We start from the raw sequence: 23,602 nt of genomic DNA, 5'->3' as shown, positions 1-23,602 counted from the left end.
GGTCGCCGCCGGCGCGGCGGGTCGAGTTGGTCGGAACGACCACCGCGGGTCCTGCGTGGGAACGGCTCTACACGAGCTGCGTCCCCTGGGCGGACTCGAAGCGCTTGGCGGCGTCGGCCCAGTTCACGACGTTCCACCAGGCCTTCACGTAGTCCGGCTTGACGTTGAGGTAGTCGAGGTAGAAGGCGTGCTCCCACATGTCGAGCATGACCACCGGGATGATCCCCAGCGGCACGTTGGCCTGCTGGTCGTACAGCTGGAAGATCCGCAGCTTCTGCGCCAGCGTGTCGAACCCGAGGATCGACCAGCCCGAGCCCTGGATCGTCGTCGCGACCGAGGTGAAGTGCTTCTGGAACAGCTCGAACGAGCCGAAGTCGCGGTCGATGGCCGAGGCCAGCTCACCGGTGGGCTTGTCGCCGCCGTCCGGGGAGAGGTTCTGCCAGAAGAGGGTGTGGTTGATGTGCCCGCCGTAGTTGAAGGCGAGGTTCTTCTCCCACAGCAGCGCCGTCGTGCCGATCGTGTCCTTCTCGCGCGCCTCGGCGAGGGCGTCGATCGCGGTGTTCAGACCGGTGACGTAGGTGTTGTGGTGCTTGTCGTGGTGCAGCTCCATGATCTTGCCCGAGATGTGGGGCTCGAGAGCGCCGTAGTCGTAGGGCAGGTCGGGCAGCGTGTACTCCGCCATCGGTCGTGCATCTCCTCGGAGCTTCTCGACACGAGATCGCAGTTGCGATCATCGGGCAACTGGTCGTTGCCGGCAAGCCCAGGGAACCCCGTGGGCGCGTCGCTCAATCTCGGGCGGCCCGGCTCAGACGGCCACGGCGGCGGTGAGCCGGCGCAGCGCGGGTCGGTCGCGCACCACGAAGGACCGGCGCTGCTTGAGCAGCACCCCCTCGGCGACCAACCGGGACAGTTCACGGGAGGCGGTGACGCGGGTGAGCCCGACGATCGCGGCGAGGTCGTCGACGCCGAGCTGCAGGCGCAGCCGCAGCATCCCGTCGGGACCCGGCTCGCCGTGCGCGTCCGCGAGGTGGGTCAGCAGGAGGACCACGCGTTCCCGCGCGGACAGGGCGTCCAGCGCGAGGTGCAGGTGGAGCACGTGCTGCTTGTGCGCGACGCGGCGCGCGACCTCGAGCAGCAGCTCGGGGTCCGTGCGCGCGGCGCGGAGCAGGGCGTCGCGGGAGACGGCCAGGGTCTCGGAGTCGACGACGGCGACGGCGGTCGCCGCCCGGGCGGCCCGGTCGACGCACGCGGTCTCCCCCACGCTCGCGCCCGGCTCGGCGTAGGCCAGCACCCGCTCCCCGCCGTCGGGACGCACCAGCGAGAGCCGCAGGCGACCCGCCGTCAGGACGTGCAGGCAGCTCGAGAGCTCCCCCTGGCGCATGACGACCTCGCCCGCGCGGTGGCGGCGTGGCACCCCGAGCGCGGCCAGGCGCGCGGCGGCCGCCCCGGTCTCGGCGAGCAGGAACGGCGAGACGGCGAGCTCCGGCGTGGCGGCCGGGACCCCCGACGACGAGGGCAGGGGACGGGACATCGTCGACGACCTCCGTCCCGACCCGGACGAGCGGATCGGGACGGAGGCTAGCCGGACGACCGCCCTGCGGCCCAGCCCCGGACTCAGGCGACGACGCGCGCGGGGACCTCGGCGCTGATCGACTCGTCGACGGCGTCGGGCAGCAGCAGGGTGCAGGCGAGGCTCACCACCGACAGGCCGGCGAGCAGGAACCCGATGGCCATGCTCGAGGCGTAGGTGGCGACGAGCGCGGTCGCGATCAGCGGGACGACGCCGCCGCCGAGGACGCCGGCGAGGTTGTAGGCCATGCCGGCGCCGGTGTAGCGGTAGCGGGTCGGGAACAGCTCCGGCAGCTGGGCGCCGATCGGGCCGTACGCGATCCCGACGACGCCGAGCACCACCGCCAGGCCGAGCCCGAACGACGCCGCGGTGCCCAGGTCGATGATCGGGAAGGCGACCAGACCGCCGACCACCGACACCGCGTTGCCGATGATCACCATGCGGCGCCGCCCGACCCGGTCGGAGAGGATCGCGCCCGCGATCGTCGTCCCGGCGAACACCAGCCCACCGACGATGCCCATGGCGAGCACGGTGGGTCGCGGCAGGCCCAGCTCGGCGGTCCCGTAGCTGGTCAGGTACGTGACGCCGATGTAGAAGAAGGCGAACACGGCCATCGTCGAGCCGGCCCCGAGCAGGACCTCCTTCGGCTGCCGCGTCAGGACCTCGGTCACCGGGAGCCGGCGTCCGACCTGAGCCTCGTTGCGCCGGGCGAAGGCGGCGGTCTCGGTGATGGCGAGGCGCACGTAGAGCCCCAGGGCGACCAGCACGACGCTGCCGATGAACGGGATGCGCCAGCCCCAGGCCAGGAACGCCTCGTTGGACATCGTCAGCGCGGTCGTCAGGAAGGTGGCGCTGGCCAGAGCGAAGGCGACCGACGGGCCGAGCTGCGGGTAGAGCGCGTACTTGCCGCGGACCTTCGCAGGCGCGTTCTCCGCCGTCAGCAGCGTGGCGCCGGCCCACTCGCCGCCGACCGCGAGGCCCTGCGCGATGCGCAGCACGACCAGCAGTGCCGGGGCGAGCCAGCCGATCACGCCGGTCGAGGGCAGCAGGCCGATCGCCAGGGTCGAGAGGCCCATCAGCAGCAGGGTCGTGACGAGGGTGCGCTTGCGCCCCAGCCGGTCGCCGAAGTGGCCGAACAGCACCGAGCCGAAGGGACGCGCGACGAAGGCGACGCCGAAGGTGGCCAGGGCGAGCGCGGTTCCGGCCGCCGCGCCGAGCTCCGGGAAGAAGACCTTGTTGAAAACCAGCGCGGCGGCCGTGCCGTAGATGAAGAAGTCGTAGAACTCGATGACCGTGCCGGTCATGCTGGCGAGCGCGATCCGGCGCATCGGCGGTGCGCTGGGTGATGCTGCGTGGTCCGAACTGGTCAACGAGTCCTCCGTGGTGGTGCGTGCTCCTGACACGCAGTATCGGGAGGAACCGGACGGCGATCTGTATCACGGACTACAGACGGGCTGCGTCGCGCGGGACTCGTGAGGAACGTCGGGGCCCGTCGTCGGAGTAACGCCGTCGGGAACCCGTCGTTGGGCGGGCGTGACGCTCCCCGGGCGGGTGGCCCTGTTCCTCGTCGTGCTGCTGCTCGGACTGGGCGCGGCGGGCGGCGCCGCGGCGGCCGACGACGGGCCGGCGCTGAACGCCCCGGAGGACACGCTGGCCCGCAGCCTCGACTGCCACGGCGACCTCGCCGCGCGACAGCCGGTCCTGCTCATCCCCGGGACCACGCTGACCCCGGCGGAGTTCGACAGGAACTACGCGCGGGCGTTCACCGCGACCGGGCGGCCCTTCTGCTCCGTCACGCTCCCGCAGAACGCCCTCGGGGACCTGCAGGTCGCCGCGGAGTACGTCGTGTCCGCGATCCGCACGATGTCGGACCGCGCCGGCGGGCGGGAGATCGACCTGCTCGGGCACAGCCAGGGCGGGATGCTCGGCCGCTGGGCGCTGAAGTTCTTCCCCGACATCCGCGGGAAGGTCGACGACTACGTCGCGCTCGCCCCGTCCACCCGCGGCACGGTCGACGCCCCGCTCGTGTGCGCGGTCCCGGCCGTCGGCTGTGCGCCGGCGATCTGGCAGCAGGCCCCGCGGTCGAGGTTCCTCGCGGCGCTGAACGCCGGCGGCGAGACCGTCCCGGGCGTCGACTACACGGTGGCCTACACGATCTACGACGAGATCGTGGTGCCGAACCTCGCGGTGCCGCGCGGCATCCCGGTGGACGCCACCCCGCCGGCGAACTCCCCGGTCCGGGGCCCCGACGACCAGGTCAGCAACGTCTCGCTGCAGTCGCTGTGCGGAGTGACGCGCGTGGTCGACCACTTCGGGATCGGCACCTCGGACGCGGTCGCCTACGCGCTGGCCGTCGACGCGCTCGACCACCCGGGGCCGGCGCAGGTCTCGCGGATCGACCGGGGCGTGTGTCTGCGTCCGTTCCAGCCCGGCGTGAACCCGCTGACGTTCCCGACCGACTTCGCCGGGCTCGTCGCCACCGCGGGGACGGCCCTCGCGACCGGGCCGTTCGCCCCGCGCGAGCCCGAGCTGCGTCCGTACGCCCGGGGCGAGGTGCCCGCGTCGTAGTCGCGGCGTCAGGCAGCGGCGGCGAGCGCGGGGGCGCGTGTCGTCGAGACGCCCACCGCGTCCGTGAGCAGGGCGACGAGCCGGTCGTCGCGCTCGGGCGACCCGGCCGGTCCGGCGAGTACCGCGAACCGGTGGAACGCCGCCGTGAGGTGCGGCAGGGCGCGCAGGCCGGCGAGGCAGCCGGCGGCGCCGTCGAGGTGCAGGCGTGCCCACCGGCGCTGCGCGCGCCCGGCGCGGGCGAGCAGCCGGGAGGCGAGCCGGTCGTGCGGGTCGACGGCGAGCGCCGCGCGGGCGCAGACCGCCACGAGCTCCCAGGAGCGGCAGGGGTCGTCGCTCGCGCTCGCGGCCAGGGCCGGGACGAGCGGGAGCAACCGGTCGCGGGCCTCGTCGGAGACCCGGTCGTTGACCTGCTGGGCGAGGGCGGCGAGCGCGGTGGGGGTGCAGCCCGGGCGGTCGGAGAACGGCTCGCCCGCGGTGAGGGCGACCTGCTCCATCAGACAGGTGCCCGCCTCCGCCGAGGCGTGGGATCCCGTCGAGAGACGCTGGGTCACCGGTCGCTCCGTCCGTCGTCCTGCCGAGGAGTTCCGGGTCATCCTAACCGGGGTTTCGGTCGGCCGAAACTCTCGATGCTGTCCGCCCACGGGCAGCCCTACCCGGCGACGGCTACGGACGACACTCAGAAAGTGGTCTCCGCTCAGCCCGCGGCGGCGCCCAGCCCCTCCTCGGTCCGGGACGCCGGGTCAAACGTCAGGACCTCGACCTCGAGGGGTGGCTCCGCGAGCCCCGGCCCGCCGGCCGCGACCCAGGTCGCGATCCCCTCGACGGCCCGCGGGGTCAGCACCGTGCGCAGCCACACCGGGCGGGCCCCGGCCCGACGGGCCTCGCGGGTCGGCGCGACCACGACGACGTTCGACTCGGCGCACGGCCCGAGGCAGTCGCTCGTCCGGACCCGCCCGTGCTCCCCCACGGCGTCCACCAGCTGCGCGAGGAGGGCGGCGTGGTCGATGTCCGGGTGCTTGCGGAGGGTGCCGCAGCAGCAGCCGCGGCAGGCGGTGAGCAGGGGTCCGGGCACCGGCCGAGCCGATCACGGCGGCTCGGACGGCGTCAATCAACATCTCATCAGTCGTCGAGATATCGATCGCCACCCTTCGCCGCGCGCACTCGTCGGGCGAGCTCGCGGAGGTCGCCGACGACGACGTCGGCGTCGCTGTCGGCCGCGCGCTCGGAGGAGCGGTGCGGCCCCATCTCGTGGGGGCGTTCCACGAAGGCCGTGGCCATCCCGACGCTCCGCGCCCCCTCGATGTCCCGCTGGTGCGCGGCGACCATCAGCACCTGCTCGGGGCGCAGGTCGAGCAGGCCCACCGCGGTCTCGTAGGCCGCCGGGTCGGGCTTGTACCGCCGGGCGAGCTCCGCCGACAGGATCACGTCGAACGGCAGCCGGGCGGCCTTGACGAGGTGCGTCAGGAGCGCCACGCCGCCGTTGGAGAGCGTGGCCACCACGCAGTGCTCGCCGATCGCGCGCAGCCCGGCCGTCGAGTCGGGCCAGGCGGGCAGGCGATGCCAGGTGCGCACCAGCGCGGCCCGGGTGACGTCGTCGACCTCGTCGTCGACGCCGTGGACGGCGAGGAGGTCGTCGAGCGACTCGCGGTGCAGGTCGTCGAGGTGGCGCCACCGGCCGCCGTCGTTGACCGCCCGCATCGAGGGCTGGTAGCGCTCCCGCCACTCGTCGGCGAGCAGTCCGCCGTCGAGGTCGACGCCCCGGGCGCGCAGCAGCTCGTCGATCTGCTGCGCGACCCCCGTGCGCCAGTCCACGACGGTGCCGAAGACGTCACACATGACGGCCTCGATGCCCGCCAGGTCGGTCACGATCAGCTCTCGCGCCGGAGGAACTTGCCCATCGCGTCGCCGTCGGCCAGGGCCCGCACGGCCTCGGCGTCCACCTGCGCGACGATGATCTGCCCGACCTCCGGGGACACGGCCGAGTAGACGCCGTGCTCCTTCATCTTCTGCGTCTGGTAGTCGTTGTCCTCGGTCGGGGTCAGGTAGTGCACCCACCCCGCCTTGTACCGGGTGATCAGGTACACGTGCACCATCGTCATGAGGCGCTTCTGGCGCATCTCCCGGGCGAACGTGTTCTGGTCGCGGACGGACAGGATCACCTGGCCGCGGCGGTCCTGGGCGGGCGCGAAGACCACGTTCGCCTTCTTCTCGTCGTCCTCCCCCAGCACCGAGAGCTCGAGGACACCGGCTCCCTCGCGACTGGGTCGGAGCGTGACCGTCAGCCGCTCGTCGAGCTCGTAGAACGTGCTCCAGTCCGCCAGCCAGTCCTCGAGGACCTTCTTCGGCAGCTCGGTCTGCACCAGGTGCTGGCTCTGCGTCGACCCCTTGCCCATGGCCTTCGTGGTCGCGGTGCGGGCGGACGAGGCGGCGAGGGCGGCGTCGAGGCGCGGACCGCCGACGTGCGTCTGCGGGGTCCGGTACGGCGACTCGAGCAGGCGGATCTTCCGCTGGATCTGCGCCAGGGCGAGCATCCCGTCGGTCAGGAGCGCGGTGGAGAACTCCTCGGCCGCCACCCCGTCGATCTGGTGCCCGCCGTAGGTGATGAAGTTGAAGACGAAGCCGGCCTCGCCGAGCAGCCGCGGGAACTCCCGCATCTCGTCGTCGGTCATCCCGGTGGAGTCCCAGTTGAACGACGGCGAGAGGTTGTAGGCGAGCATCGCCTGCGGGAAGCGCGCGTGGATCGCCTCGGCGAACTCACGGGCCTCGGTGATGTCCGCCGACGCCGTCTCCATCCAGATCAGGTCCGCGTACGGGGCGACCGCGAGCGACTTCGCGATCGCGTACTCGAGCCCGCCCCGCACCTGGTAGAAGCCCTCGGGGGTCCGCGCCAGGTCGGCGTCCCAGGTGAACGAGAGGTCGAGCTCGCGCGCCCGGGTGCGCAGCGCCCAGAAAGAGGCGGTCTCCGCGAACGCGGTCCACTCCTCGAGGGAGACGGGCAGGTCGTTGCCCTCCTCCTCGAGGAGCTTGAGGGCGGCCAGACCGGCCTCGCCGATGGTCATGACGCCGGCGTCGGTCTCCCACTGCTCGACCATGCCGGAGACGACCTCGTCGTACGCGGCCTCGACGGCCGGGGCGGCCTCGCCCTGCAGTTCCTTGGAGCGGGTCTCCGCAGTGGCGCGGATGCCGGTCCGCTGCAACCAGCTGAAGGCCGACGCGTACTCCTCGTCGGTGATCTCGTAGAGCGACCAGCCGTCGAACATCGCGTGGCCGGCGTCGTGGAAGATCCGCATCAGCGCGAGCGAGGCGAGCTTGTACGACGGCACCGCGAGGTCGGTGGCGCCCAGGATGAAGGGGTGGTCGCGCTCGTCGCCGCTGTTGTCGAGCAGCGTGGCGGCCTCGGCGTCGGTCCGCGCGACGATGAGGCCGGGCACCCGCATGGTGTCCAGCTGCAGGCGGGCGGCGTTGAGGCGCTTGATCTGCTCGTCCACGCCGACGAGCACCTTCCCGCCCTGGTGGCCGCACTTCTTGGTCCCGGGCCGCTGGTCCTCGATGTGGTAGCCGGTGACCCCGACCTCGACGAACCGCCGGATCAGGTTGCGCACGTGCGCGTCGCCGCCGTGACCGGTGTCGGCGTCGGCGATGATGAACGGCCGGTAGTCGACGGGTTCGGGCGCGGACGCGAGGTCCTCGGAGGACATGCGCGAGCGCAGGTAGGTCTGGTTGCGGTCCGCGGTCAGCAGCGCGCGGACGATGCCCGCGGCCTCGTCGGGCACCTGCGAGAGCGGGTAGCTCGCGAGGTCGGCGCCCGGGTCCTCCTGGATCGAGCCCTTCGCCGAGGTCGCCCAGCCGCCGAGGTAGATCCCCTCGATTCCCTGGCGCTTCATCGTCACGGCCTGGCTCGGCGAGTACGGGCCGTAGGTGGTGATGGACCTCTTCTGCGCGAACAGCTCGCGGAGCCGGGCGTGGAATGCGGCCGCATTCTCGCGGGCGACCGGGTAGTCGACCGTGAGGCTGCCCTGCTGTTCCGCGACCTGGCGCGCCGAGTAGAGCCGATTGACCCCGGCGAATCGTTCGCCGTCGATGAACTCCTGTGCGGCCGTCACGTTGTCGTCGAACGTCATGGTCGGTGCGTGTCCTTCCCGTCCCGATCTCGCTCCTGCGGAATGTCGACAGCGTGACAGACGTAAAGTTGGCAGAATTCGCAAGAAAGGCCGCGGCGTTGGCAGGTCCTCGCTCGTGGCCACGCTCCCGCCGCCGTCGAGGACTCGTCAGGGTCGGGTCACCGGCGCCGAGACGGGCGCCCCGACCCCGGGAGTCGCCCGATGTCGATCCCCACCACCCCACTCCTGCCGCCGTGGCTCCAGCCGCGGGTGGCGGAGCTCGAGGCGCAGTGGGCGACCGATCCGCGGTGGGCCGGCCTCGAGCGGAGCTACTCCGCGGCGGACGTCCTGCGGCTGCGGACCACCGGACGGGACGCGGCGCGCGCGGTCGTCCGCCGCGTCGACGACGCGCTGCTCCGGGCGGACCGGGTCGCACTCGCCGAGGCAGGCAAGGGTGAGACGGACTGGCTGACGGCGCTGGTCACGGATGTCGAGGACACCGGGGCCGGCTCCGGCGGGCACGTCGCCGCCTTCGAACTCGCCCGCGCCCGGATCGACGCCGGGGCGCCGGAACTCCATCTGTCCGACCGCCACGGCGCCTCGACGACCGGACCGGTCGTCGTCTCCTCGTCCCAGCACGTCCGCGCCCTCGACGCCGCGCGCCTGGCCGCCGACGTCGCCGGGGTGGCGACGATCATCGTCGCGCGGACCGAGGCCCGGGACGCGGCCCTGCTCACCACCGCCGCCGACGACCGCGACCGCGGGTCCCTCACCGGGTCCCGGTCGCGGGAGGGCTTCCTCCGGACGCGGTCGGGCATCGATGCCGCGATCGCCCGTGGCCTCACCTACGCATCCCACGCCGACGTGGTGGGGATGGTCACGTCGGTTCCCGATCTCGCCGAGGCGCGCCGTTTCGCCGGGGCGATCCACGCGCGTTTCCCGTGCAGACGGCTGGTCTACGACTGCCCGTCGCCCGATACCGCCGTCGAGGGGTTCCGGCGGGAACTGCTGAGTCTGGGATACGTCGTCCGGCTGCCCACTCCCACGCATTCCGGCGACCACCCGTCGTCCACTCAGAAGGAGGAGCAGTTCGCATGAGCGCATTACCGAAGGTCGGCGTCGTCGGCGGCGGCCAGATGGGATCCGGCATCGCCGAGGTGTTCCTGCGCGCCGGGTGCCCGGTGCACGTCGTCGAGCACGACCCGGCCTGCGCGCTGGACGCGGAGGCCCGGATCCGCCGGTCCCTGGATCGCGCGGTCGGCCGGCGCAAGATCGACGAGCCCACGCGGGACGCCGCGGTCGCGCGGCTGACGTCGAGCGCCGACCTCGGGGACCTGGCCGACCGCGGGCTCGTCGTCGAGGCGGTCGTCGAGGACGAGGCGGCGAAGACCGAGATCTTCGCGACGCTGGACAAGGTCGTGGAGGACCCGTCCGCGATCCTGGCGTCGAACACCTCGTCGATCCCGATCATGCGTCTTGCGATCGCGACGGACCGCGCCGAGCACGTCCTCGGGATGCACTTCTTCAACCCGGCGCCCGTCCTGGACCTGGTCGAGATCGTGCCCTCCCTGCTGACGTCGACCGCAGCGCGCGACCGGGCCGAGTCCCTCGTGACCGACGTGCTCGGCAAGCAGGTGGTCCGCGCGACGGACCGAGCCGGTTTCGTCGTCAACGCGCTGCTCGTGCCCTACCTGCTGTCCGCGATCCGCATGGTCGAGTCGGGCACGGCCACGGCGCACGACGTCGACACGGGGATGCGGGTCGGCTGCGCCCACCCGATGGGCCCGCTCGAGCTCGCCGACCTCATCGGGCTCGACACGGTCCGGGCGATCGCGGAGTCGCTCTACTCCGAGTTCGCCGAACCGCAGTACGCCCCGCCCCCACTGCTCTCCCGCATGACCGACGCCCGACTGCTCGGCCGCAAGACCGGCCGGGGCTTCCACGACTACTCCGGAGACTCCTGATGACCGCCCCCTTCACGACGACGCCGGCCGTCAGCACCTTCCGGCCGGCCGTCCGGCCGGCCGCGGTGACGCGGCTGATCTCGGAGATCGCCGAGTTGTCCACCGCGGACGCCTCCGACCGCTTCGGCGCCCAGGCGCGGGTGCTCGACCTGCCGCTGCGCCAGTTCGGCGGGCGCCGCTCCTTCTACGGCCCGGTCCGCACGGTCCGCTGCCACCGGGACAACGAGCTGGTGCGCCAGCTGCTCGGTGAGCCGGGCATGGGCTCGGTGCTCGTCGTCGACGGCGGTGGCTCCACCCGCTCCGCGCTCCTCGGGGACCGGATCGCCGACTCGGCCGTCCGCCACGGCTGGAGCGGCGTCGTGGTCCACGGGGCCGTGCGCGACGCCGCCGTGCTCGAGGCGACCGAGCTCGGCGTGGCGGCCCTCACCACCCACCCGGAGCGGTCCTCGAAGAGCGGCCGCGGCGAGGTGGACGTGTCGCTCGCGCTCGGGGGCGCGGCGATCAACCCCGGCGACGTGGTGCTCGCCGATCTCGACGGCGTGCTGGTCATCGACCCCTGGCGCGTCGAGGCCAACCACTTCTAGGCGAGCGGTACCTCCACCGGCACCGTCACCAGGGCCCCGTCCCGGAGGACCTGCAGCCACAGGCGGTAGGTGCCGGGTTCAGGGAAGGCGTAGGTGAAGGTGACCTCCGGCCCGTAGCCCCGTCCCGGCGGGCGGGCCTGCATGTCGTGGACGTGGGCGAACGACACCGCGGCGTCGGCCGGGTCGGTGCCAGGCCCCAGCACGAAGAGGTGGCCGGCCATGCCCAGCCAGGACTGGAGGTCGGTCACCGGCGCGCCGCCGCGGACGAAGGTGGCGCGCACGGTGGCCGGGCGGCCGACGACGGCGCCGGTCACCGCCACGTCGACGTCCATGTCCCCGACGACGCGCGGACCCGGTCCGGGGAGGGGTGTCGGGGCGGGCGGCGCCCCGGGGACGTCGACCGCGGAACGGACCTGTTGATGGGTCATGCCGTCGCGGGAGAACTCCGCGAACACGCCGTAGCGGCCCGGCGGGGTCGGCGCGAGCCGGACCTGCCACGCGCCGGGTCCGGTGCGCACCGGGTGGAGGTGCTGTTCGGACCCGTCCTGCCCGAGCACGGCCAGGTGGATGAAGGCCTCGTCGTGCACGGCGAGGTCGTCCACCGGGGCACCCGTGGAGCCGTCGCGCAGCGCCAGGTCCAGCACCGACCCGGTGAGGGTGCTGGTCATCAGGACCGCGCCCTCCCCCATCGGGGCCGTCGCGGGCATGTCCTGCATCCCACCCATGCCTGCCATCCCCGCCATCCCGTGGCCGGCCATGGTCGGCGCGTCGCCCGTCGCGGGCGTCGCCCCGGCGGACGTCCCACCCGCCACGTAGGCCGCCGGAACGGGCGTCGGAGCGAGGACGTAGGCCGTGATCGCCACCGCCGCCCCGGCGGCGGCCAGTGCCCCGAGCCCGGCCGCGACGGCGATACGACGGCGGACCACCGTCGCCGTCGCGATCCCGGCGACGACCGCCACCAGCGCCCCGATCCGGTACGCCCACAGCGAGGCCGGGGTCCCCGGGTCCACCCACCGGACGGGAATACGGGCGGCCGCCCCGCCGTCGTCGAGCACGATCTCCCAGGCGCCCGCACGGTCGAGGTCGATCGCGGAGCGTCCGGGCGCCCCGACCGGGCCCGGCACCACCGACACCACAGGGGTGACCGCGCCGACGGCCTCGCCGTGGACGTCGACGGGCCGGGCCGGCGCGGCGCCCAGGGCCTCGACGGCGACGCCCATCCGACCGCTACCCGACGGCGGCGGCGTGAGCGTGACCGTCAGCTCGCGGTCGGCCAGGGTCTGCGCGACGCGGATCGTGCCCGCCGGCGCCGACTCGTGCGCCGCGACCGGCCACGCCCCGGCGAGGAGCGCGACGACGGCGAGCAGCAGGGCGAGCGGACCACGGGACACGGACGCCGAGCATACGATCACCTGCGCAGGTGCTCAGGTCACACGTAGAGCGATCGGGCGTTGTCGGCGAGGGTGAGCCGTCCGAGCTCGCCGTCGCCCATGGCCGCCTGCATCCGCACGAGCTCGCCGATCCGGTCGCCCCACGGCTCGTCGCTGGCGAACAGCACGCGGTCGTGCCCGATCCCCCGCCGCTCGATCTCGGCGGCGAGCCACCGGGGCGCGAAGCCGATCGCCCAGCTCGTGTCGGTGTAGACCTGCTTCCCAGCCTCGACCCAGTCGAAGAACCGTCCGCCGATCAGCTTGATGTGCCCGCTCATGCCGCCGCCGAGGTGCACCAGGTGCAGCTTCACGTCGTCGGCGTAGCGCTCGACCAGCTCGCCGACCTGGTCGATGTCCGACGCGGCGCCGGGCGAGGTGTGGACGTGGACCACGCGGTCGTGGCGCCGGGCGGTCTCGAAGATCGCGTCGAGCTGTGGGCGGCACTCCGGGTCCGAGGCGGAGCCCCCGAGCAGGAAGCTGATCTTGATCACGCGCACCGGGTCCTCGGCCGCGAGCTCGAGGGCCTTCGTGGTCTCGGCCGCGTCCTGCGGGCGGGGTGAGGCCCAGATGCCGGTGCGGATGCGGTCGTCCTTCGCCGCCGCCTCGAGGCAGAGCTCGTTCAGCGCGAACGACGCGGAGGCGTCCGGCACGCCGTAGTTCGGGATCACGACAGCGAGCTCGGTCCCCTCCTCGTCGAGGTCGGCACGCAGCTGGTCGATCGTCTCCCGGGCGCCGATGTCCGGGTTGACCGGCGGGCCGCCGTAGAAGGGGTAGGACGGCAGGACACCGAGGTGGCGGTGGGCGTCGACGACGGGCAGGTTCGGCACGGGTCCGACCTTGACAAGGGGTTGTTTCCGGATGGCTGCCACCGGATGACGGGCTGTTACGGCGGGTGGTCGTCGCGGCTGGTGTAGGTGTGGCCGGTGGGGGTGGTGGTCCGGACTTCGTGGGGGTGCTCGCCGAGGCCGTCGTCGATGAGGTCGGTGGACCAGCCGGGGAGTTCTTTGACCTGGTTGCCGCGCACACAGGTCCGGCGGCCGTTGCCGAGGCTGGTCGGGCCACCGGCGGTCTTGCCGCGGATGTGGTCGGTATGTCTCGCGGGGGCGCCGCAGTACGGGTCGCGGCAGCGGCCGTGGTCGCGGTAGTGGATCAGGGTGGCGAGGAACCCGTCGAACAACCGGCGGGTGGGGTCGCCGCCGACGAGGCGCCCGGAGCGGGGGTGGGTGAACAGCCGCCGCCACCACTTCTTTCCCTGGGTGGTGTTGAGCAGGTCGGCGACGATCCCGCCGGGCAGCGGCCCGTACCCGACGACCTCGCCGGTGGTGGGGCTGTCGGGGTCGGTCAGGGCGTCGAGGGGGAGCACGATCCCGACCTCGACGTTGACGTCCTCGGCGAAGGTCTGCCCGGTGACCCGCTCGACCAGGGTGTCGGCCACGATCTGATCCCGCGTGCGCCCGTCGGCGTCGCCACCGGCGATCAACGTGTCGGCGTGGCGGCGCAGGGCGGTGATGCAGGCGACGCCCTGCTCGACCGGCAACAACCCCGACAGCACGCTCATGGTGTCCGGGGCGGGGCGCAGGGTGACCCGCCGCTGTTTGCGGGCGGTGCGGGCGCGGTCGGTGAACCCGGCCGGGTCGGCCTCGTACGAAAGCCGCTTGATGGTGGCCTCGGCCTGGAACCGGCTCTGCCCCTCGATCCCGGCCTGCGCGAGTTGTTTGTCGACGAGTCGGCGGTGTTCGGGGTCGAGGTGGCTGGTCCAAGAGACGACCAGCTCGGCGACCCGTTCGCAGAGCCGCCCGGCGGCGAGCAGCGCCCGCGTGCACGGGAGGTCGTCGGCCAGTGCCTGGGCGACCCCCAACCGGCGGGAGCCCACTGTCGGGGAGATGTGGCAGGCCAGGGCGATCTGGTCGGCGATGCCCTTGCCCAGATCGCGGGGGTCGAGTTCGTGGGCGGCGACCAGGTCGGCCTGGGCCTCCACGTGCGCTTTGGCGAAGGCGACCATCTCGGTGTGCTGGGCGGCGGCCAACGCGGTCCGGGTCTGTTCGAGCAGCGCGATCCGGTCGATCCGGGCGGCGTCGGTGACCCCGCACGCCGGGTCGGTGGCGGCGTCGGCGAGTTCGAACAGGCGCGCGAGCAGGGCGGTCAGCTCCGTGCTGACCGCGTCCACCCCATCGTCCGAACTCATGTTCGAAGGATAGCGCGACCCTCCGACAGCCACGCCGATCGCGACACGCCGCAGGATGTGGGGTCTCGATCGGGCTAGCACCCCGAGATGTAGATTCCGCCGCACTGATGGTTCGGGGCGCCAGCCAGGTGTCCCGTGGCAACAGGGAACCCGGTGCGACTCCGGGACTGCCCCGCAGCGGTGAGTGGGAACGACCGCCGTCACGAAGCACTGGACCCCGGTCCGGGAAGCGACGGCCAGTAGGCACGAGGACCACGCCCACGAGTCCGAAGACCTGCCATCGGTGCGTGTGCCGCCCGGCGCGCGCGGGTCCGCAGGCCTCGTGGGAGGGCCGGACGGGCGGGTCGAGGACCCGGCACGGGGAAGGTGCCGCGGTCGACCCCTCGCTCGGTGCTCGTGAGGTCCGGTCCCACGGACAGCGAGCCGCGAGGAGAAGGCCCTGACCACGACACCCGTGCGACCGGCGACGGTCGAGCACGCCCCGGCGCCGTTCCCGGTGATCAAGCGCACTGGCCAGACCGTGCCGTTCGACCCGGCCAAGATCTCCGAAGCCATCCGCCGGGCGTTCCTCGACGTCGAGGGCACCGACGCCGGCTCGTCGAGCCGCGTCCGCGCGGTCGTCGCGGAGCTGACCGAGGCGGTCGAGCTCGCGCTGCTGCGCCACGCCGGTCCAGAGCGCGCCGTGCACATCGAGGAGATCCAGGACCAGGTGGAGCTCGCGCTGATGCGCGGCGGCCACCACCGGATCGCCCGCTCCTACGTCCTCTACCGCGAGGAGCACGCGCGAGCCCGGGCCGCTGCGCCCACCCCGACGGCCGAGCTCCACGTCCGGCTCGCCGACGGCTCCTCGGCGCCGATCGACCTGGAGCGCATCGCGCGGGTGGTCCGCGAGGCCTGCGAGGGCCTCGACGGCGCCGACGCCGACCGCGTCCTGGCCGACACGCGAGGCCTGCTCTACGACGGCATCTCCGCCGCCGAGCTCGACCAGGCGCCGGTGCTGGCCGCGCGGGCCCTCGTCGAGACCGACCCGGACCACTCCACGGTCTCCGCCCGTCTGCTGCTCGACGTCCTGCGGCGCGAGGCGTTCGGCGCCCTCGGTCTCGACGAGCCCTCCGACCACGCGGACGCGACCGCGCGCTACGGCGACTACCTCGCGGCGTACGTGCGGCGCGGGGTGGACCTCGGGCAGCTCGACCCCGCCCTCGCCGAGTTCGACCTGGACCGGCTCCTCGCCGCCCTCCGGCCCGAACGCGACCTCGAGTTCACCTTCCTCGGTCTGCAGACCCTCTACGACCGCTACTTCCTGCACTCGCGGGGCGTGCGCTACGAGATGCCGCAGGCGTTCTTCCTCCGCGTGGCGATGGGCCTCGCGATCCGTGAGGTCGACCGCGAGGCCCGCGCGGCGGAGTTCTACGCGCTGCTCTCCGACTTCGACGTCATGTGCTCCACGCCGACGCTGTTCAACGCCGGCACCACCCGTCCGCAGCTGTCCTCCTGCTTCCTGACGACGATCCCCGACGACCTCCCGGGCATCTTCGGCTCGATCTCGGACAACGCGCTGCTGTCGAAGTACGCGGGCGGGCTCGGCAACGACTGGACCCCCGTGCGCGGCATCGGGGCCCACATCCGCGGCACCAACGGCGAGTCGCAGGGCGTCGTGCCGTTCATGAAGATCGCCAACGACACGGCGGTCGCGGTCAACCAGGGCGGCAAGCGCAAGGGCGCGGTGTGCGCCTACCTGGAGACCTGGCACATCGACGTCGAGGAGTTCCTCGACCTGCGCAAGAACACCGGCGACGACCGCCGCCGCACCCACGACATGAACACCGCGAACTGGGTGCCGGACGAGTTCATGCGGCGAGTGCGCGCCGACGGCGAGTGGACGCTCTTCTCCCCCGACGAGGTCGGCGACCTGCACGACCTGCACGGCGCCGCGTTCGCCGAGGCCTACCGCGCCCACGAAGCCGCCGCGGCCCGCGGCGAGCGCCGGGTGTTCCGCACCGTCCGCGCCGTCGAGCTGTGGCGGCGGATGCTGACGATGCTGTTCGAGACCGGCCACCCGTGGATCACGTTCAAGGACCCGTGCAACGTCCGCTCGCCGCAGCAGCACGCGGGCGTGGTGCACTCCTCGAACCTCTGCACCGAGATCACGCTGAACACGACCGCGCGGACCGGGGCCGAGGAGGTCGCGGTCTGCAACCTCGCCTCGGTGAACCTGGCCCGGCACGTGGGGCCCGACGGGATCGACGTCGAGAAGCTGGGCCGCACGGTGCGCACCGCGGTGCGCATGCTCGACAACGTCGTGGACATCAACTTCTACACGATCCCCTCGGCCCGCCGGTCGAACCTGCGCCACCGCCCGGTCGGCCTCGGCGTCATGGGCTACCAGGACGCGCTGTTCACCCAGCGGATCCCGCTCGCCTCCGAGGCCGCCGTCGAGTTCGCCGACGCCTCCATGGAGCACGTCAGCTGGCACGCGATCGCGGCCTCGTCGGACCTCGCGGTCGAGCGCGGGCGGTACGCCTCGTTCGACGGCTCGCTGTGGAGCAGGGGCGTCCTCCCGATCGACTCGGTGGAGCTCCTGGCCGCGACCCGCGACGAGGGCGAGCTGGAGCTCGACCGGACGCAGCGCCTCGACTGGGACGCGCTGCGCGAGCGGGTGCGGCGCCACGGCATGCGGAACTCCAACGTCATGGCGATCGCGCCGACGGCGACCATCGCCAACATCACCGGCGTCACCGCGTCGATCGAGCCGCTGTACCGCAACCTCTACGTCAAGGCGAACATGTCCGGCGACTTCACCGTCGTCAACGACCACCTCGTGCGCGACCTCGCCGAGCGGGGGCTGTGGGACACCGTGATGGTCGGCGACCTGAAGTACTTCGACGGGGCGCTCGGCGAGATCGACCGCGTCCCCGACGACCTCCGGGAGCTCTACGCCACCGCGTTCGAGATCGACTCGTCCTGGCTGATCGAGGCGGCCGCCCGCCGACAGAAGTGGATCGACCAGGCCCAGTCGCTCAACCTGTACGTCTCCCGGCCCGACGGGCGCGCCCTCGACGCGCTCTACCAGCTCGCCTGGCGGCGCGGCCTGAAGACGACGTACTACCTGCGCAGCCAGGCGGCGACCCGCGTCGAGAAGTCCACGCTGGCCGTGACCGACGGCAAGCTCAACGCCGTCGCACCCGCGGCCGCGGCGCCCGCTGCCACTCCCCCGCCGTCGGCCGCGCCGGCCGTCGCGCCCCCGCCGGCCCCGGCTCCCGCCTGCTCCATCGACGGCCCTGACTGCGAGGCCTGCCAGTGACCACCACACCGGACCTCATCGAGCGCGGCGCCGGCCGGGTCGCCGTGTCGGACAAGCGCATGATCAACGCGCGTGCCGACGTCAACCAGCTGCTGCCCATGAAGTACCGGTGGGCGTGGGAGAAGTACCTCTCCGGCTGCGCGAACCACTGGATGCCCTCCGAGGTGTCCATGCAGGCCGACATCTCGCTGTGGCGTTCTGCCGACGGCCTGACGCCCGACGAGCGCCACATGATCAAGCGGAACCTCGGGTTCTTCGCGACGAGCGAGTCGCTGGTCGCGAACAACATCGTGCTGGCGGTCTACCGGCACCTGACCAACCCGGAGTGCCGGCAGTACCTGCTGCGGCAGGCCTTCGAGGAGGCCGTGCACACGCACACCTTCCAGTACATCTGCGAGTCGCTGGGCCTCGACGAGGGCGAGCTGTTCAACGCCTACCGCGAGGTCCCGTCGATCACCGACAAGGCGGCGTGGGCGCTGGAGCGGACGAGGACCCTGGAGGACCCCGACTTCCGCACCGGCACGACGGAGGCCGACCAGGCCTTCCTGCGCGACCTGGTCGCGTTCTACATCGTGTTCGAGGGCATGTGGTTCTACACCGGGTTCGCGCAGATCCTCTCGCTCGGCCGCCGCGGGAAGATGGTGGGGATCGCCGAGCAGTACCAGTACATCCTGCGCGACGAGTCCATCCACCTGAACTTCGGCGTCGACGTGATCAACCAGATCGCGGCGGAGAACCCGCACCTGTGGACCTCGGAGTTCACCGCGGAGATCCGCACGATGCTCGGCGAGGGATGCGAGCTGGAGATCGCCTACGGCCGGGACACCCTGCCGCGGGGGATGCTCGGGCTCTCGGCGGACTCCTGCGAGCAGTACATGCGCTTCATCGCCGACCGGCGGTGCGCGCAGCTCGGGTTGGCCCCGCTGTACGGCGGGCCGACCGAGAACCCGTTCGGCTGGATGAGCGAGTCGATGGATCTGACGAAGGAGAAGAACTTCTTCGAGACCCGGGTGACCGAGTACCAGACCGGCGGCACGCTGACCTGGTGACCGGCCGCGCGCGGACGGCGGAGGGCGCCGTCCGCGCGCGGGCGACCTCAGTCGAGGTGCGCGTCGTGCCCGACCGCCTCGTCGAGCAGTGCCCCGACGTGCTCGTCGTGCAGGCGGTAGGCCCCACCCTCCTCGACCACGAGACCGAGCGAGGAGAGGCGGTCCATCTCGGGAGTGAGCTTCTCGGCCTCCACGTCGAGCGCCGAACTCAGGTCCTGCGTCGTTCGGGGGCCCTCACGCAGGATCGTCAGCGCCTCGAGGCGGGTCGGGTCGGCGATGGCCTGCAGCGTCACCGCCATCCGCTCGGCGCGGACGGCGTCGACCATCCCGGTCGGGTCGTTCTCGGTGGCGTGTCCCATGTCGTGGGGCTGGCCCGGGTGGGCGCCGCCGAAACCACGGCGCCCACCGGTCTCAGGCCTTCACCAGCCCGTGCGGGTCGATGACGAACTTCTGCGCGACGCCGGAGTCGAACTGGGCGTAGCCCTGCGGCGCCTCGTCGATCGAGATCGTCGTCGCGTTCACCGCCTTGGCGATCGCCACCTTGTCGCGCAGGATCGCGTTCATCAGCTGCCGGTGGTAGCGCATCACCGGGCACTGCCCCGTCGTGAACGAGTGCGACTTCGCCCAGCCGAGCCCGATCCGGATCGACAGGCTCCCCTCCTGGGCGGCCTCGTCGACCCCGCCCGGGTCACCGGTGACGTAGAGCCCGGGGATGCCGAGCTTCCCGGCGGCCCGGGTGATCTCCATGATCGAGTTCAGGACGGTGGCCGGCGCCTCGCCGGCGTCCTTGCCGTGGCCGCGGGCCTCGAACCCGACCGCGTCGACCGCGGCGTCGACCACCGGCTCACCGACGATCTGCTCGATCTTCTCCGGCAGGGTGCCGTTCTCGGTCAGGTCGACCGTCTCGCAGCCGAAGGACCGCGCGTGCGCGAGCCGCTCGGCGTTCATATCACCGACGATCACCGCGGCCGCCCCGAGCAGTTGGGCCGACGCCGCGGCCGCGAGCCCCACGGGTCCGGCCCCGGCGATGTACACGGTGGACCCGGTGGTCACACCCGCAGTGACGCAGCCGTGGTACCCCGTCGGGAAGATGTCCGAGAGCATCGTCAGGTCGAGGATCTTCTCCATCGCCTGGTCGCGGTCGGGGAACGGGAGCAGGTTCCAGTCCGCGTACGGCACCATCACGTACTCGGCCTGCCCGCCCTGCCAGCCACCCATGTCGACGTAGCCGTACGCGGACCCGGGTCGGTCGGGGTTGACGTTCAGGCAGACCCCGGTGTGCCCCTCCTTGCACATCCGGCAGCGGCCGCAGGCGATGTTGAACGGCACCGAGCACAGGTCGCCCTGCTTGATGAACTCGACGTCCCGGCCGACCTCGACCACCTCGCCGGTGATCTCGTGACCCAGGATCAGCCCGGCCGGCGCGGTGGTGCGCCCTCGCACCATGTGCTGGTCCGAGCCGCAGATGTTCGTCGAGACGCAGCGCAGGATCACCCCGTGCGGGCACTGTCGGCCGACGTTGGCGGGGTTCACCCCGGGCCCGTCCTTGAGCTCCAGCCCCGGGTACTCGATGTCCCGGATCTCGACCTTCATCGGCTCGACGTAGGCGACGGCCTTCATGGGCGCTCCTCTCGACCTGCGCCCGGGACCCGTCGCCCCGGGCGCCGTCCGCCCATGGTGACCCATGCATGTGTCCCGGGTCACGGCTCCGGCGCCACCGTCGTCGTTGCTGACCTCCCGACGCGCCGCCACGATGCCCGGCCGTGACCGACATCGACGAGGACACCGCGCGGGAGTGGCTCGAGCGCTGGGAGGTCCAGCAGGCCGGGTACGTCCCGGACCGCAACGCCGTGTTCGCGCTGATGGGCGACGTGATCGAACGGCTCGCCGGAGGCCCGCGACGCATCGTCGACCTGGGCTGCGGACCGGGCTCGCTGTCCGCGCGCCTACTGGCGCGGTTCCCAGATGCCGAGATCACCGCCGTCGACGCCGACCCGGTGATGCTCGCGCTCGGCCGCGCGACCCTCGGCTACGCGGTGCGGTGGGTGTCGACCGATCTCCGCGACGACGGGTGGACCGACGCGGTGGGCGTGACGGGCGCGGACGCCGTCGTCTCCTCGACCGCCCTGCACTGGCTCCCCGCGGACGGGCTCGCCGGCTTCTGCCGCGGGGTCGCCGCCCTGCTCCGCCCCGGCGGCGTGTTCCTCGACTTCGACACGCTCCTGGCGGACGCCGATGACGCCCCGCGGCTCGCGGGAGCGATCACCGACCTCCGGCGCGAGCGCACCGAGGAACGCATCCGCACCGTGCGGGAGGACTTCGCGGCCTGGTGGACCGCGATCGAGGGCGAGCCGGGCCTCGCCGGACCGGTCGCGCAACGCGCGGCCGCGACGAAGGTAGGTGGTCACGGCGGCAGCACGCTGCGCCAGTGGGAGGACGCGCTGCGCGGCGCGGGATTCGGCGAGGTCGGGACGGTGACGCAGCTGCTCGATCGGCGGCTCCTGGTCGCACTGCGCTCCAAAACCTGATGACCTCTGCAGGCATTGAGGTCCGACGCCAGGTGTGATCACCTGCGGGAGTGATCAGCCGACGGACGTTCCTGGGCGGCGCCGCGGCCGCCTCGACCGCGATCGCGCTCGCCGGGTGCTCGACCGACGCGGGCTCCTCCGGGCGGGTGCGCGTGGCGTTCCCGGGCGGCGGATCGCGCGAGACGCTGGACCCCCACGTCGTGCCGCAGTTCCTCGACCAGGCCCGCGCCAAGGCCTGCTTCGAGGTGCTCGCGGGCTGGGGCCAGGACATGCGTCCGGAACCCCGCCTCGCGGAGTCGTGGGAGTCGGACCCGACGGCGACCCGGTGGAACATCCGGCTGCGTCGGACGACCTGGCACGACGGACGCCCCGTCACCGCGGCGGACGTCCTGGCCACCTGGCGGCGCATCGCCGACCCCGCGACCTCGGCCTCCGCGGCGACGCTCTACCGCGGGGTCGACCTCGCGGCCAGCAGCGCCGTGTCGGACACCGAGCTCGACGTCGTGCTCACCGCGCCGAACCGCTTCTTCCCGCTCGCGTGGGGTGCACCCGGCGCGGAGATCCTGCCCGGTGGCACCGTCGATCCGAGCCGGCCCGTCGGCTGCGGCCCGTTCCGGTTCGCGTCGTTCTTGCCCGGCGTCTCCACCCTCTACACCGCCTTCGACGGCCACTGGGCCGGCCCGCCCGCCAGCCGGGAGCTGGAGTTCCTCGTCATCGGCGACGAGACGGCCCGCGTCGGCGCCCTCCTGTCCGGGCAGGTCGCGTGGGCGCACGACCTGCGGACGACCAGCGCGGCCCAGGTCGACGGCGACTCCCGCACGCGGCTGGTCGCGGCCCCGGCGGCCACGCACTACTCGCTCCCGCTCCGGGTGGACCGTCCACCGTTCTCCGACCCGCGCCTGCGCGAGGCGGTGCGACTGGGCATCGACCGCGAGGCGCTGGTCCGGGTGGCGATGCTGGGGCGGGGCCGGCCCGGCAACGACATGTTCGGCCGCGACGTGGAGTACTACCCGGCCGACGTGCCCCAGGTGACGCGCGACGTCGACCGTGCTCGGGCCCTGGTGGCCGAGGCGGGTGCCCAGGGCCTCGCGTTCGACCTGCAGGCCTCCACCGTGGCCCCGGTGTTCCCCGGCCTCGCCACGCAGCTCGCCGAACAGCTCGGAGAGATCGGGCTGCGCGCGACACCCCGCATGCTGCCGTCGGAGAACTACTTCGTCAGCATCCGGACGACGGGCGTCGCGTCGCTCTCCCAGACCGGGAGCCTGCCGATCCCCGACTTCCTCGCCCGCCGGGCGGTCTCCACGGCGGTCGCGAACAACTACACCGGCTACCGGAACCCGGCGATCGACCAGCTGGTCGCCGCGGCCGCCGCGGCGCCCGACCCCAGCGCGCCCCTGCGCGACGCGCAGCTCCTGCTCCGCGCCGACTCCGGGAACCTCTTCCCCGTCTCCGGGGACTACCTCGTCGGCACCGCAGCCGAGCTGACCGGCTACGACCCCGCCCGACCGAACACTGCGGCGTGGGCACGGTTCGACCAGGTCCGGGTCGACTGATGCCTTCGCCGTCCGAGCACGCCGTCGCCGCCTCCTGGACCCGCCGCTCGGCGGCCTACGAGCAGTTCTACGCCCGCTACGGCGACGACCGCCGGGCGGCCTGGGCCGACGCCGCGCGGCAGTGGCTCGGCCCCGGACGCCGACGGGTACTCGACGTCGGGTGCGGAACCGGCTTCCTGACGGCGCTGCTGGCCGAGCTCGGGCACGAGGTCGTCGGGATCGACCTCTCGGAGGGCATGCTGCCGCGCGCGCGGGCCGAGGCGGACCGGCGCGGCGTCGAGGTGGCCCTGCACCGGCGGGCCGCAGACCAGGTCGACGGACTCGGGACGTTCGACGTCGTCACGGCGCGCTACGTGCTGTGGACCCTGCCCGACCCCGGCGCCGCGCTGGCGGCGTGGCGGGAGATCCTCCAGCCGCACGGCACCCTGCTCGTCGCCGACGGACTCTGGCGGCCGCGCCGGCTGCCGCTCTCGCCGCGCCGCCTGCTGCGCCTCGCCCGCGACCGCGCGGACCTCGGGCCGCACCTCCCCCACTGGCGCGGCCTGCACCCCGACACGACCGTCGCCCTCGTCCGGGACGCCGGCTTCGCGTCACCGGAGCGCGTCGAGGACCGGCTCGACCGGCAGGCCTGGCCCGAGGCAGCCGGGTTCGCCGTCGTCCGTGCCACCCGCCCCGATCGATGGTGAAGTACGAATACTTCAATACCTGTTGAAACAAGACGAATCGTGTGTTGATCTAGCACCTGCCGGAACGGAGGAGGTGCGGAC

The 23,602-nt window shown here is 72.8% G+C and carries 22 protein-coding genes and 1 riboswitch; of the genes, 10 read left to right on the top strand and 12 right to left on the bottom strand.

The genetic code is table 11. The features are described 5' to 3' along the window. Nucleotides 1–67 precede the first annotated feature (67 nt). From WCD74_RS09970 to WCD74_RS09960, 3 genes are all read right to left on the bottom strand, one after another. Complete coding sequence (locus tag WCD74_RS09970; protein WP_337694690.1) at nucleotides 68–682, bottom strand: superoxide dismutase; 615 nt, start codon at nucleotides 680–682, stop codon at nucleotides 68–70. 123 nt (nucleotides 683–805) lie between these two features. Further along, nucleotides 806–1,531, bottom strand: a complete 726-nt coding sequence (locus tag WCD74_RS09965; protein WP_337694689.1) for a Crp/Fnr family transcriptional regulator — start codon at nucleotides 1,529–1,531, stop codon at nucleotides 806–808. A gap of 83 nt (nucleotides 1,532–1,614) precedes the next feature. Further along, complete coding sequence (locus WCD74_RS09960) at nucleotides 1,615–2,874, bottom strand: MFS transporter (RefSeq protein ID WP_337694688.1); 1,260 nt, start codon at nucleotides 2,872–2,874, stop codon at nucleotides 1,615–1,617. Here WCD74_RS09960 and WCD74_RS09955 point away from each other — a divergent pair. Both WCD74_RS09955 and WCD74_RS09950 read left to right on the top strand, forming a co-directional pair. Further along, a complete protein-coding gene (locus WCD74_RS09955; protein ID WP_337694687.1) occupies nucleotides 2,873–3,046 on the top strand; it encodes a hypothetical protein in 174 nt (57 codons plus the stop codon). The genes WCD74_RS09960 and WCD74_RS09955 overlap by 2 nt on opposite strands. Nucleotides 3,047–3,103: 57 nt before the next feature. Continuing rightward, nucleotides 3,104–4,138, top strand: a complete 1,035-nt coding sequence (locus WCD74_RS09950) for an esterase/lipase family protein (protein ID WP_337694686.1) — start codon at nucleotides 3,104–3,106, stop codon at nucleotides 4,136–4,138. An 8-nt stretch (nucleotides 4,139–4,146) separates the two neighbouring features. Here WCD74_RS09950 and WCD74_RS09945 read toward each other — a convergent pair whose 3' ends face one another. The 4 genes from WCD74_RS09945 to aceA all read right to left on the bottom strand — a co-directional run bounded on the left by WCD74_RS09945 (nucleotide 4,147) and on the right by aceA (nucleotide 8,259). Continuing rightward, nucleotides 4,147–4,689 (bottom strand): hypothetical protein, encoded by a 543-nt coding sequence (locus WCD74_RS09945; RefSeq protein ID WP_337694685.1) that lies wholly within the window; start codon nucleotides 4,687–4,689, stop codon nucleotides 4,147–4,149. 143 nt (nucleotides 4,690–4,832) lie between these two features. Further along, on the bottom strand, nucleotides 4,833–5,210 hold the full coding sequence (locus tag WCD74_RS09940; protein ID WP_337694684.1) for a hypothetical protein: 378 nt from the start codon (nucleotides 5,208–5,210) through the stop codon (nucleotides 4,833–4,835). A gap of 47 nt (nucleotides 5,211–5,257) precedes the next feature. Beyond that, a complete protein-coding gene (locus tag WCD74_RS09935) occupies nucleotides 5,258–6,004 on the bottom strand; it encodes a haloacid dehalogenase type II (protein ID WP_337694683.1) in 747 nt (248 codons plus the stop codon). A 2-nt stretch (nucleotides 6,005–6,006) separates the two neighbouring features. Next, on the bottom strand, nucleotides 6,007–8,259 hold the full coding sequence (gene aceA, locus WCD74_RS09930; RefSeq protein ID WP_337694682.1) for an isocitrate lyase ICL2: 2,253 nt from the start codon (nucleotides 8,257–8,259) through the stop codon (nucleotides 6,007–6,009). 201 nt (nucleotides 8,260–8,460) lie between these two features. Between aceA and WCD74_RS09925 the strand changes: the two genes are divergently transcribed. From WCD74_RS09925 to rraA, 3 genes are read left to right on the top strand one after another with little or no spacing between them, the layout of a single operon-like run. Next, nucleotides 8,461–9,336 carry a hypothetical protein gene (locus tag WCD74_RS09925; RefSeq protein ID WP_337694681.1) on the top strand — a complete coding sequence of 292 codons (876 nt, stop codon included), beginning with the start codon at nucleotides 8,461–8,463 and terminating at the stop codon, nucleotides 9,334–9,336. Then, nucleotides 9,333–10,202, top strand: coding sequence for a 3-hydroxybutyryl-CoA dehydrogenase (locus WCD74_RS09920; protein ID WP_337694680.1), 870 nt, complete (start codon nucleotides 9,333–9,335; stop codon nucleotides 10,200–10,202). The genes WCD74_RS09925 and WCD74_RS09920 overlap by 4 nt, the downstream gene beginning before the upstream one ends. After that, nucleotides 10,202–10,786: a ribonuclease E activity regulator RraA gene (rraA, locus tag WCD74_RS09915; protein ID WP_337694679.1), complete on the top strand. Its 585-nt coding sequence runs from the start codon at nucleotides 10,202–10,204 to the stop codon at nucleotides 10,784–10,786. The genes WCD74_RS09920 and rraA overlap by 1 nt, the downstream gene beginning before the upstream one ends. On the opposite strand, the gene WCD74_RS09910 is transcribed toward rraA, so the two are convergent. From WCD74_RS09910 to WCD74_RS09900, 3 genes are read right to left on the bottom strand one after another with little or no spacing between them, the layout of a single operon-like run. Next, nucleotides 10,783–12,177 (bottom strand): DUF8832 domain-containing protein, encoded by a 1,395-nt coding sequence (locus WCD74_RS09910; protein ID WP_337694678.1) that lies wholly within the window; start codon nucleotides 12,175–12,177, stop codon nucleotides 10,783–10,785. The two genes, rraA and WCD74_RS09910, sit on opposite strands and share 4 nt — an antisense overlap. Nucleotides 12,178–12,215: 38 nt before the next feature. Next, a complete protein-coding gene (locus tag WCD74_RS09905) occupies nucleotides 12,216–13,043 on the bottom strand; it encodes an amidohydrolase family protein (protein ID WP_337694677.1) in 828 nt (275 codons plus the stop codon). Between the two features lie 56 nt (nucleotides 13,044–13,099). Continuing rightward, the gene (locus tag WCD74_RS09900; RefSeq protein ID WP_337694676.1) at nucleotides 13,100–14,401 is read right to left on the bottom strand and encodes a DUF222 domain-containing protein; all 1,302 of its coding nucleotides are present in this window, start codon (nucleotides 14,399–14,401) and stop codon (nucleotides 13,100–13,102) included. Between the two features lie 91 nt (nucleotides 14,402–14,492). Further along, nucleotides 14,493–14,697, top strand: a riboswitch (cobalamin riboswitch). A 158-nt stretch (nucleotides 14,698–14,855) separates the two neighbouring features. Here WCD74_RS09900 and WCD74_RS09895 point away from each other — a divergent pair. Together WCD74_RS09895 and WCD74_RS09890 are read left to right on the top strand one after the other, a co-directional pair. Then, nucleotides 14,856–17,705 carry a ribonucleoside-diphosphate reductase subunit alpha gene (locus WCD74_RS09895; protein ID WP_337694675.1) on the top strand — a complete coding sequence of 950 codons (2,850 nt, stop codon included), beginning with the start codon at nucleotides 14,856–14,858 and terminating at the stop codon, nucleotides 17,703–17,705. After that, nucleotides 17,702–18,754, top strand: coding sequence for a ribonucleotide-diphosphate reductase subunit beta (locus WCD74_RS09890; protein WP_337694674.1), 1,053 nt, complete (start codon nucleotides 17,702–17,704; stop codon nucleotides 18,752–18,754). Before WCD74_RS09895 ends, WCD74_RS09890 begins: the two co-directional genes overlap by 4 nt. A 47-nt stretch (nucleotides 18,755–18,801) precedes the next feature. On the opposite strand, the gene WCD74_RS09885 is transcribed toward WCD74_RS09890, so the two are convergent. Further along, nucleotides 18,802–19,113, bottom strand: coding sequence for an ArsR/SmtB family transcription factor (locus WCD74_RS09885; protein ID WP_337694673.1), 312 nt, complete (start codon nucleotides 19,111–19,113; stop codon nucleotides 18,802–18,804). Between the two features lie 52 nt (nucleotides 19,114–19,165). After that, the gene (gene fdhA, locus WCD74_RS09880) at nucleotides 19,166–20,374 is read right to left on the bottom strand and encodes a formaldehyde dehydrogenase, glutathione-independent (RefSeq protein ID WP_337694672.1); all 1,209 of its coding nucleotides are present in this window, start codon (nucleotides 20,372–20,374) and stop codon (nucleotides 19,166–19,168) included. A 143-nt stretch (nucleotides 20,375–20,517) separates the two neighbouring features. Here fdhA and WCD74_RS09875 point away from each other — a divergent pair, with 143 nt between their 5' ends. Genes WCD74_RS09875 through WCD74_RS09865 form a run of 3 tightly spaced genes read left to right on the top strand, consistent with a single transcriptional unit; the run spans nucleotide 20,518 to nucleotide 23,521 of the window. After that, entirely contained in the window at nucleotides 20,518–21,282 is a 765-nt protein-coding gene (locus tag WCD74_RS09875; RefSeq protein ID WP_337694671.1) for a class I SAM-dependent methyltransferase, read from the top strand. 50 nt (nucleotides 21,283–21,332) lie between these two features. Beyond that, nucleotides 21,333–22,835 (top strand): ABC transporter substrate-binding protein, encoded by a 1,503-nt coding sequence (locus WCD74_RS09870; RefSeq protein ID WP_337694670.1) that lies wholly within the window; start codon nucleotides 21,333–21,335, stop codon nucleotides 22,833–22,835. After that, the gene (locus WCD74_RS09865; protein WP_337694669.1) at nucleotides 22,835–23,521 is read left to right on the top strand and encodes a class I SAM-dependent methyltransferase; all 687 of its coding nucleotides are present in this window, start codon (nucleotides 22,835–22,837) and stop codon (nucleotides 23,519–23,521) included. Before WCD74_RS09870 ends, WCD74_RS09865 begins: the two co-directional genes overlap by 1 nt. Nucleotides 23,522–23,602: the final 81 nt, after the last annotated feature.

This window comes from Actinomycetospora aurantiaca (genome assembly GCF_037401875.1).
Classification (GTDB): Bacteria; Actinomycetota; Actinomycetes; order Mycobacteriales; family Pseudonocardiaceae; genus Actinomycetospora; species Actinomycetospora aurantiaca.
Note: the sequence above shows the minus strand (reverse complement) of the source record. Positions and strands in the feature narration are given on the sequence as shown.

Coding starts and splice junctions, on each gene's coding strand:
- WCD74_RS09970 (WP_337694690.1), bottom strand. CDS start 682: ATGGCGGAGTACACGCTGCCCGACCTGCCCTACGACTACGGCGCTCTC.
- WCD74_RS09965 (WP_337694689.1), bottom strand. CDS start 1,531: ATGTCCCGTCCCCTGCCCTCGTCGTCGGGGGTCCCGGCCGCCACGCCG.
- WCD74_RS09955 (WP_337694687.1), top strand. CDS start 2,873: ATGCTGGCGAGCGCGATCCGGCGCATCGGCGGTGCGCTGGGTGATGCT.
- WCD74_RS09960 (WP_337694688.1), bottom strand. CDS start 2,874: ATGACCGGCACGGTCATCGAGTTCTACGACTTCTTCATCTACGGCACG.
- aceA (WP_337694682.1), bottom strand. CDS start 8,259: ATGACGTTCGACGACAACGTGACGGCCGCACAGGAGTTCATCGACGGC.
- WCD74_RS09925 (WP_337694681.1), top strand. CDS start 8,461: ATGTCGATCCCCACCACCCCACTCCTGCCGCCGTGGCTCCAGCCGCGG.
- WCD74_RS09920 (WP_337694680.1), top strand. CDS start 9,333: ATGAGCGCATTACCGAAGGTCGGCGTCGTCGGCGGCGGCCAGATGGGA.
- rraA (WP_337694679.1), top strand. CDS start 10,202: ATGACCGCCCCCTTCACGACGACGCCGGCCGTCAGCACCTTCCGGCCG.
- WCD74_RS09900 (WP_337694676.1), bottom strand. CDS start 14,401: ATGAGTTCGGACGATGGGGTGGACGCGGTCAGCACGGAGCTGACCGCC.
- WCD74_RS09885 (WP_337694673.1), bottom strand. CDS start 19,113: ATGGGACACGCCACCGAGAACGACCCGACCGGGATGGTCGACGCCGTC.
- fdhA (WP_337694672.1), bottom strand. CDS start 20,374: ATGAAGGCCGTCGCCTACGTCGAGCCGATGAAGGTCGAGATCCGGGAC.
- WCD74_RS09865 (WP_337694669.1), top strand. CDS start 22,835: ATGCCTTCGCCGTCCGAGCACGCCGTCGCCGCCTCCTGGACCCGCCGC.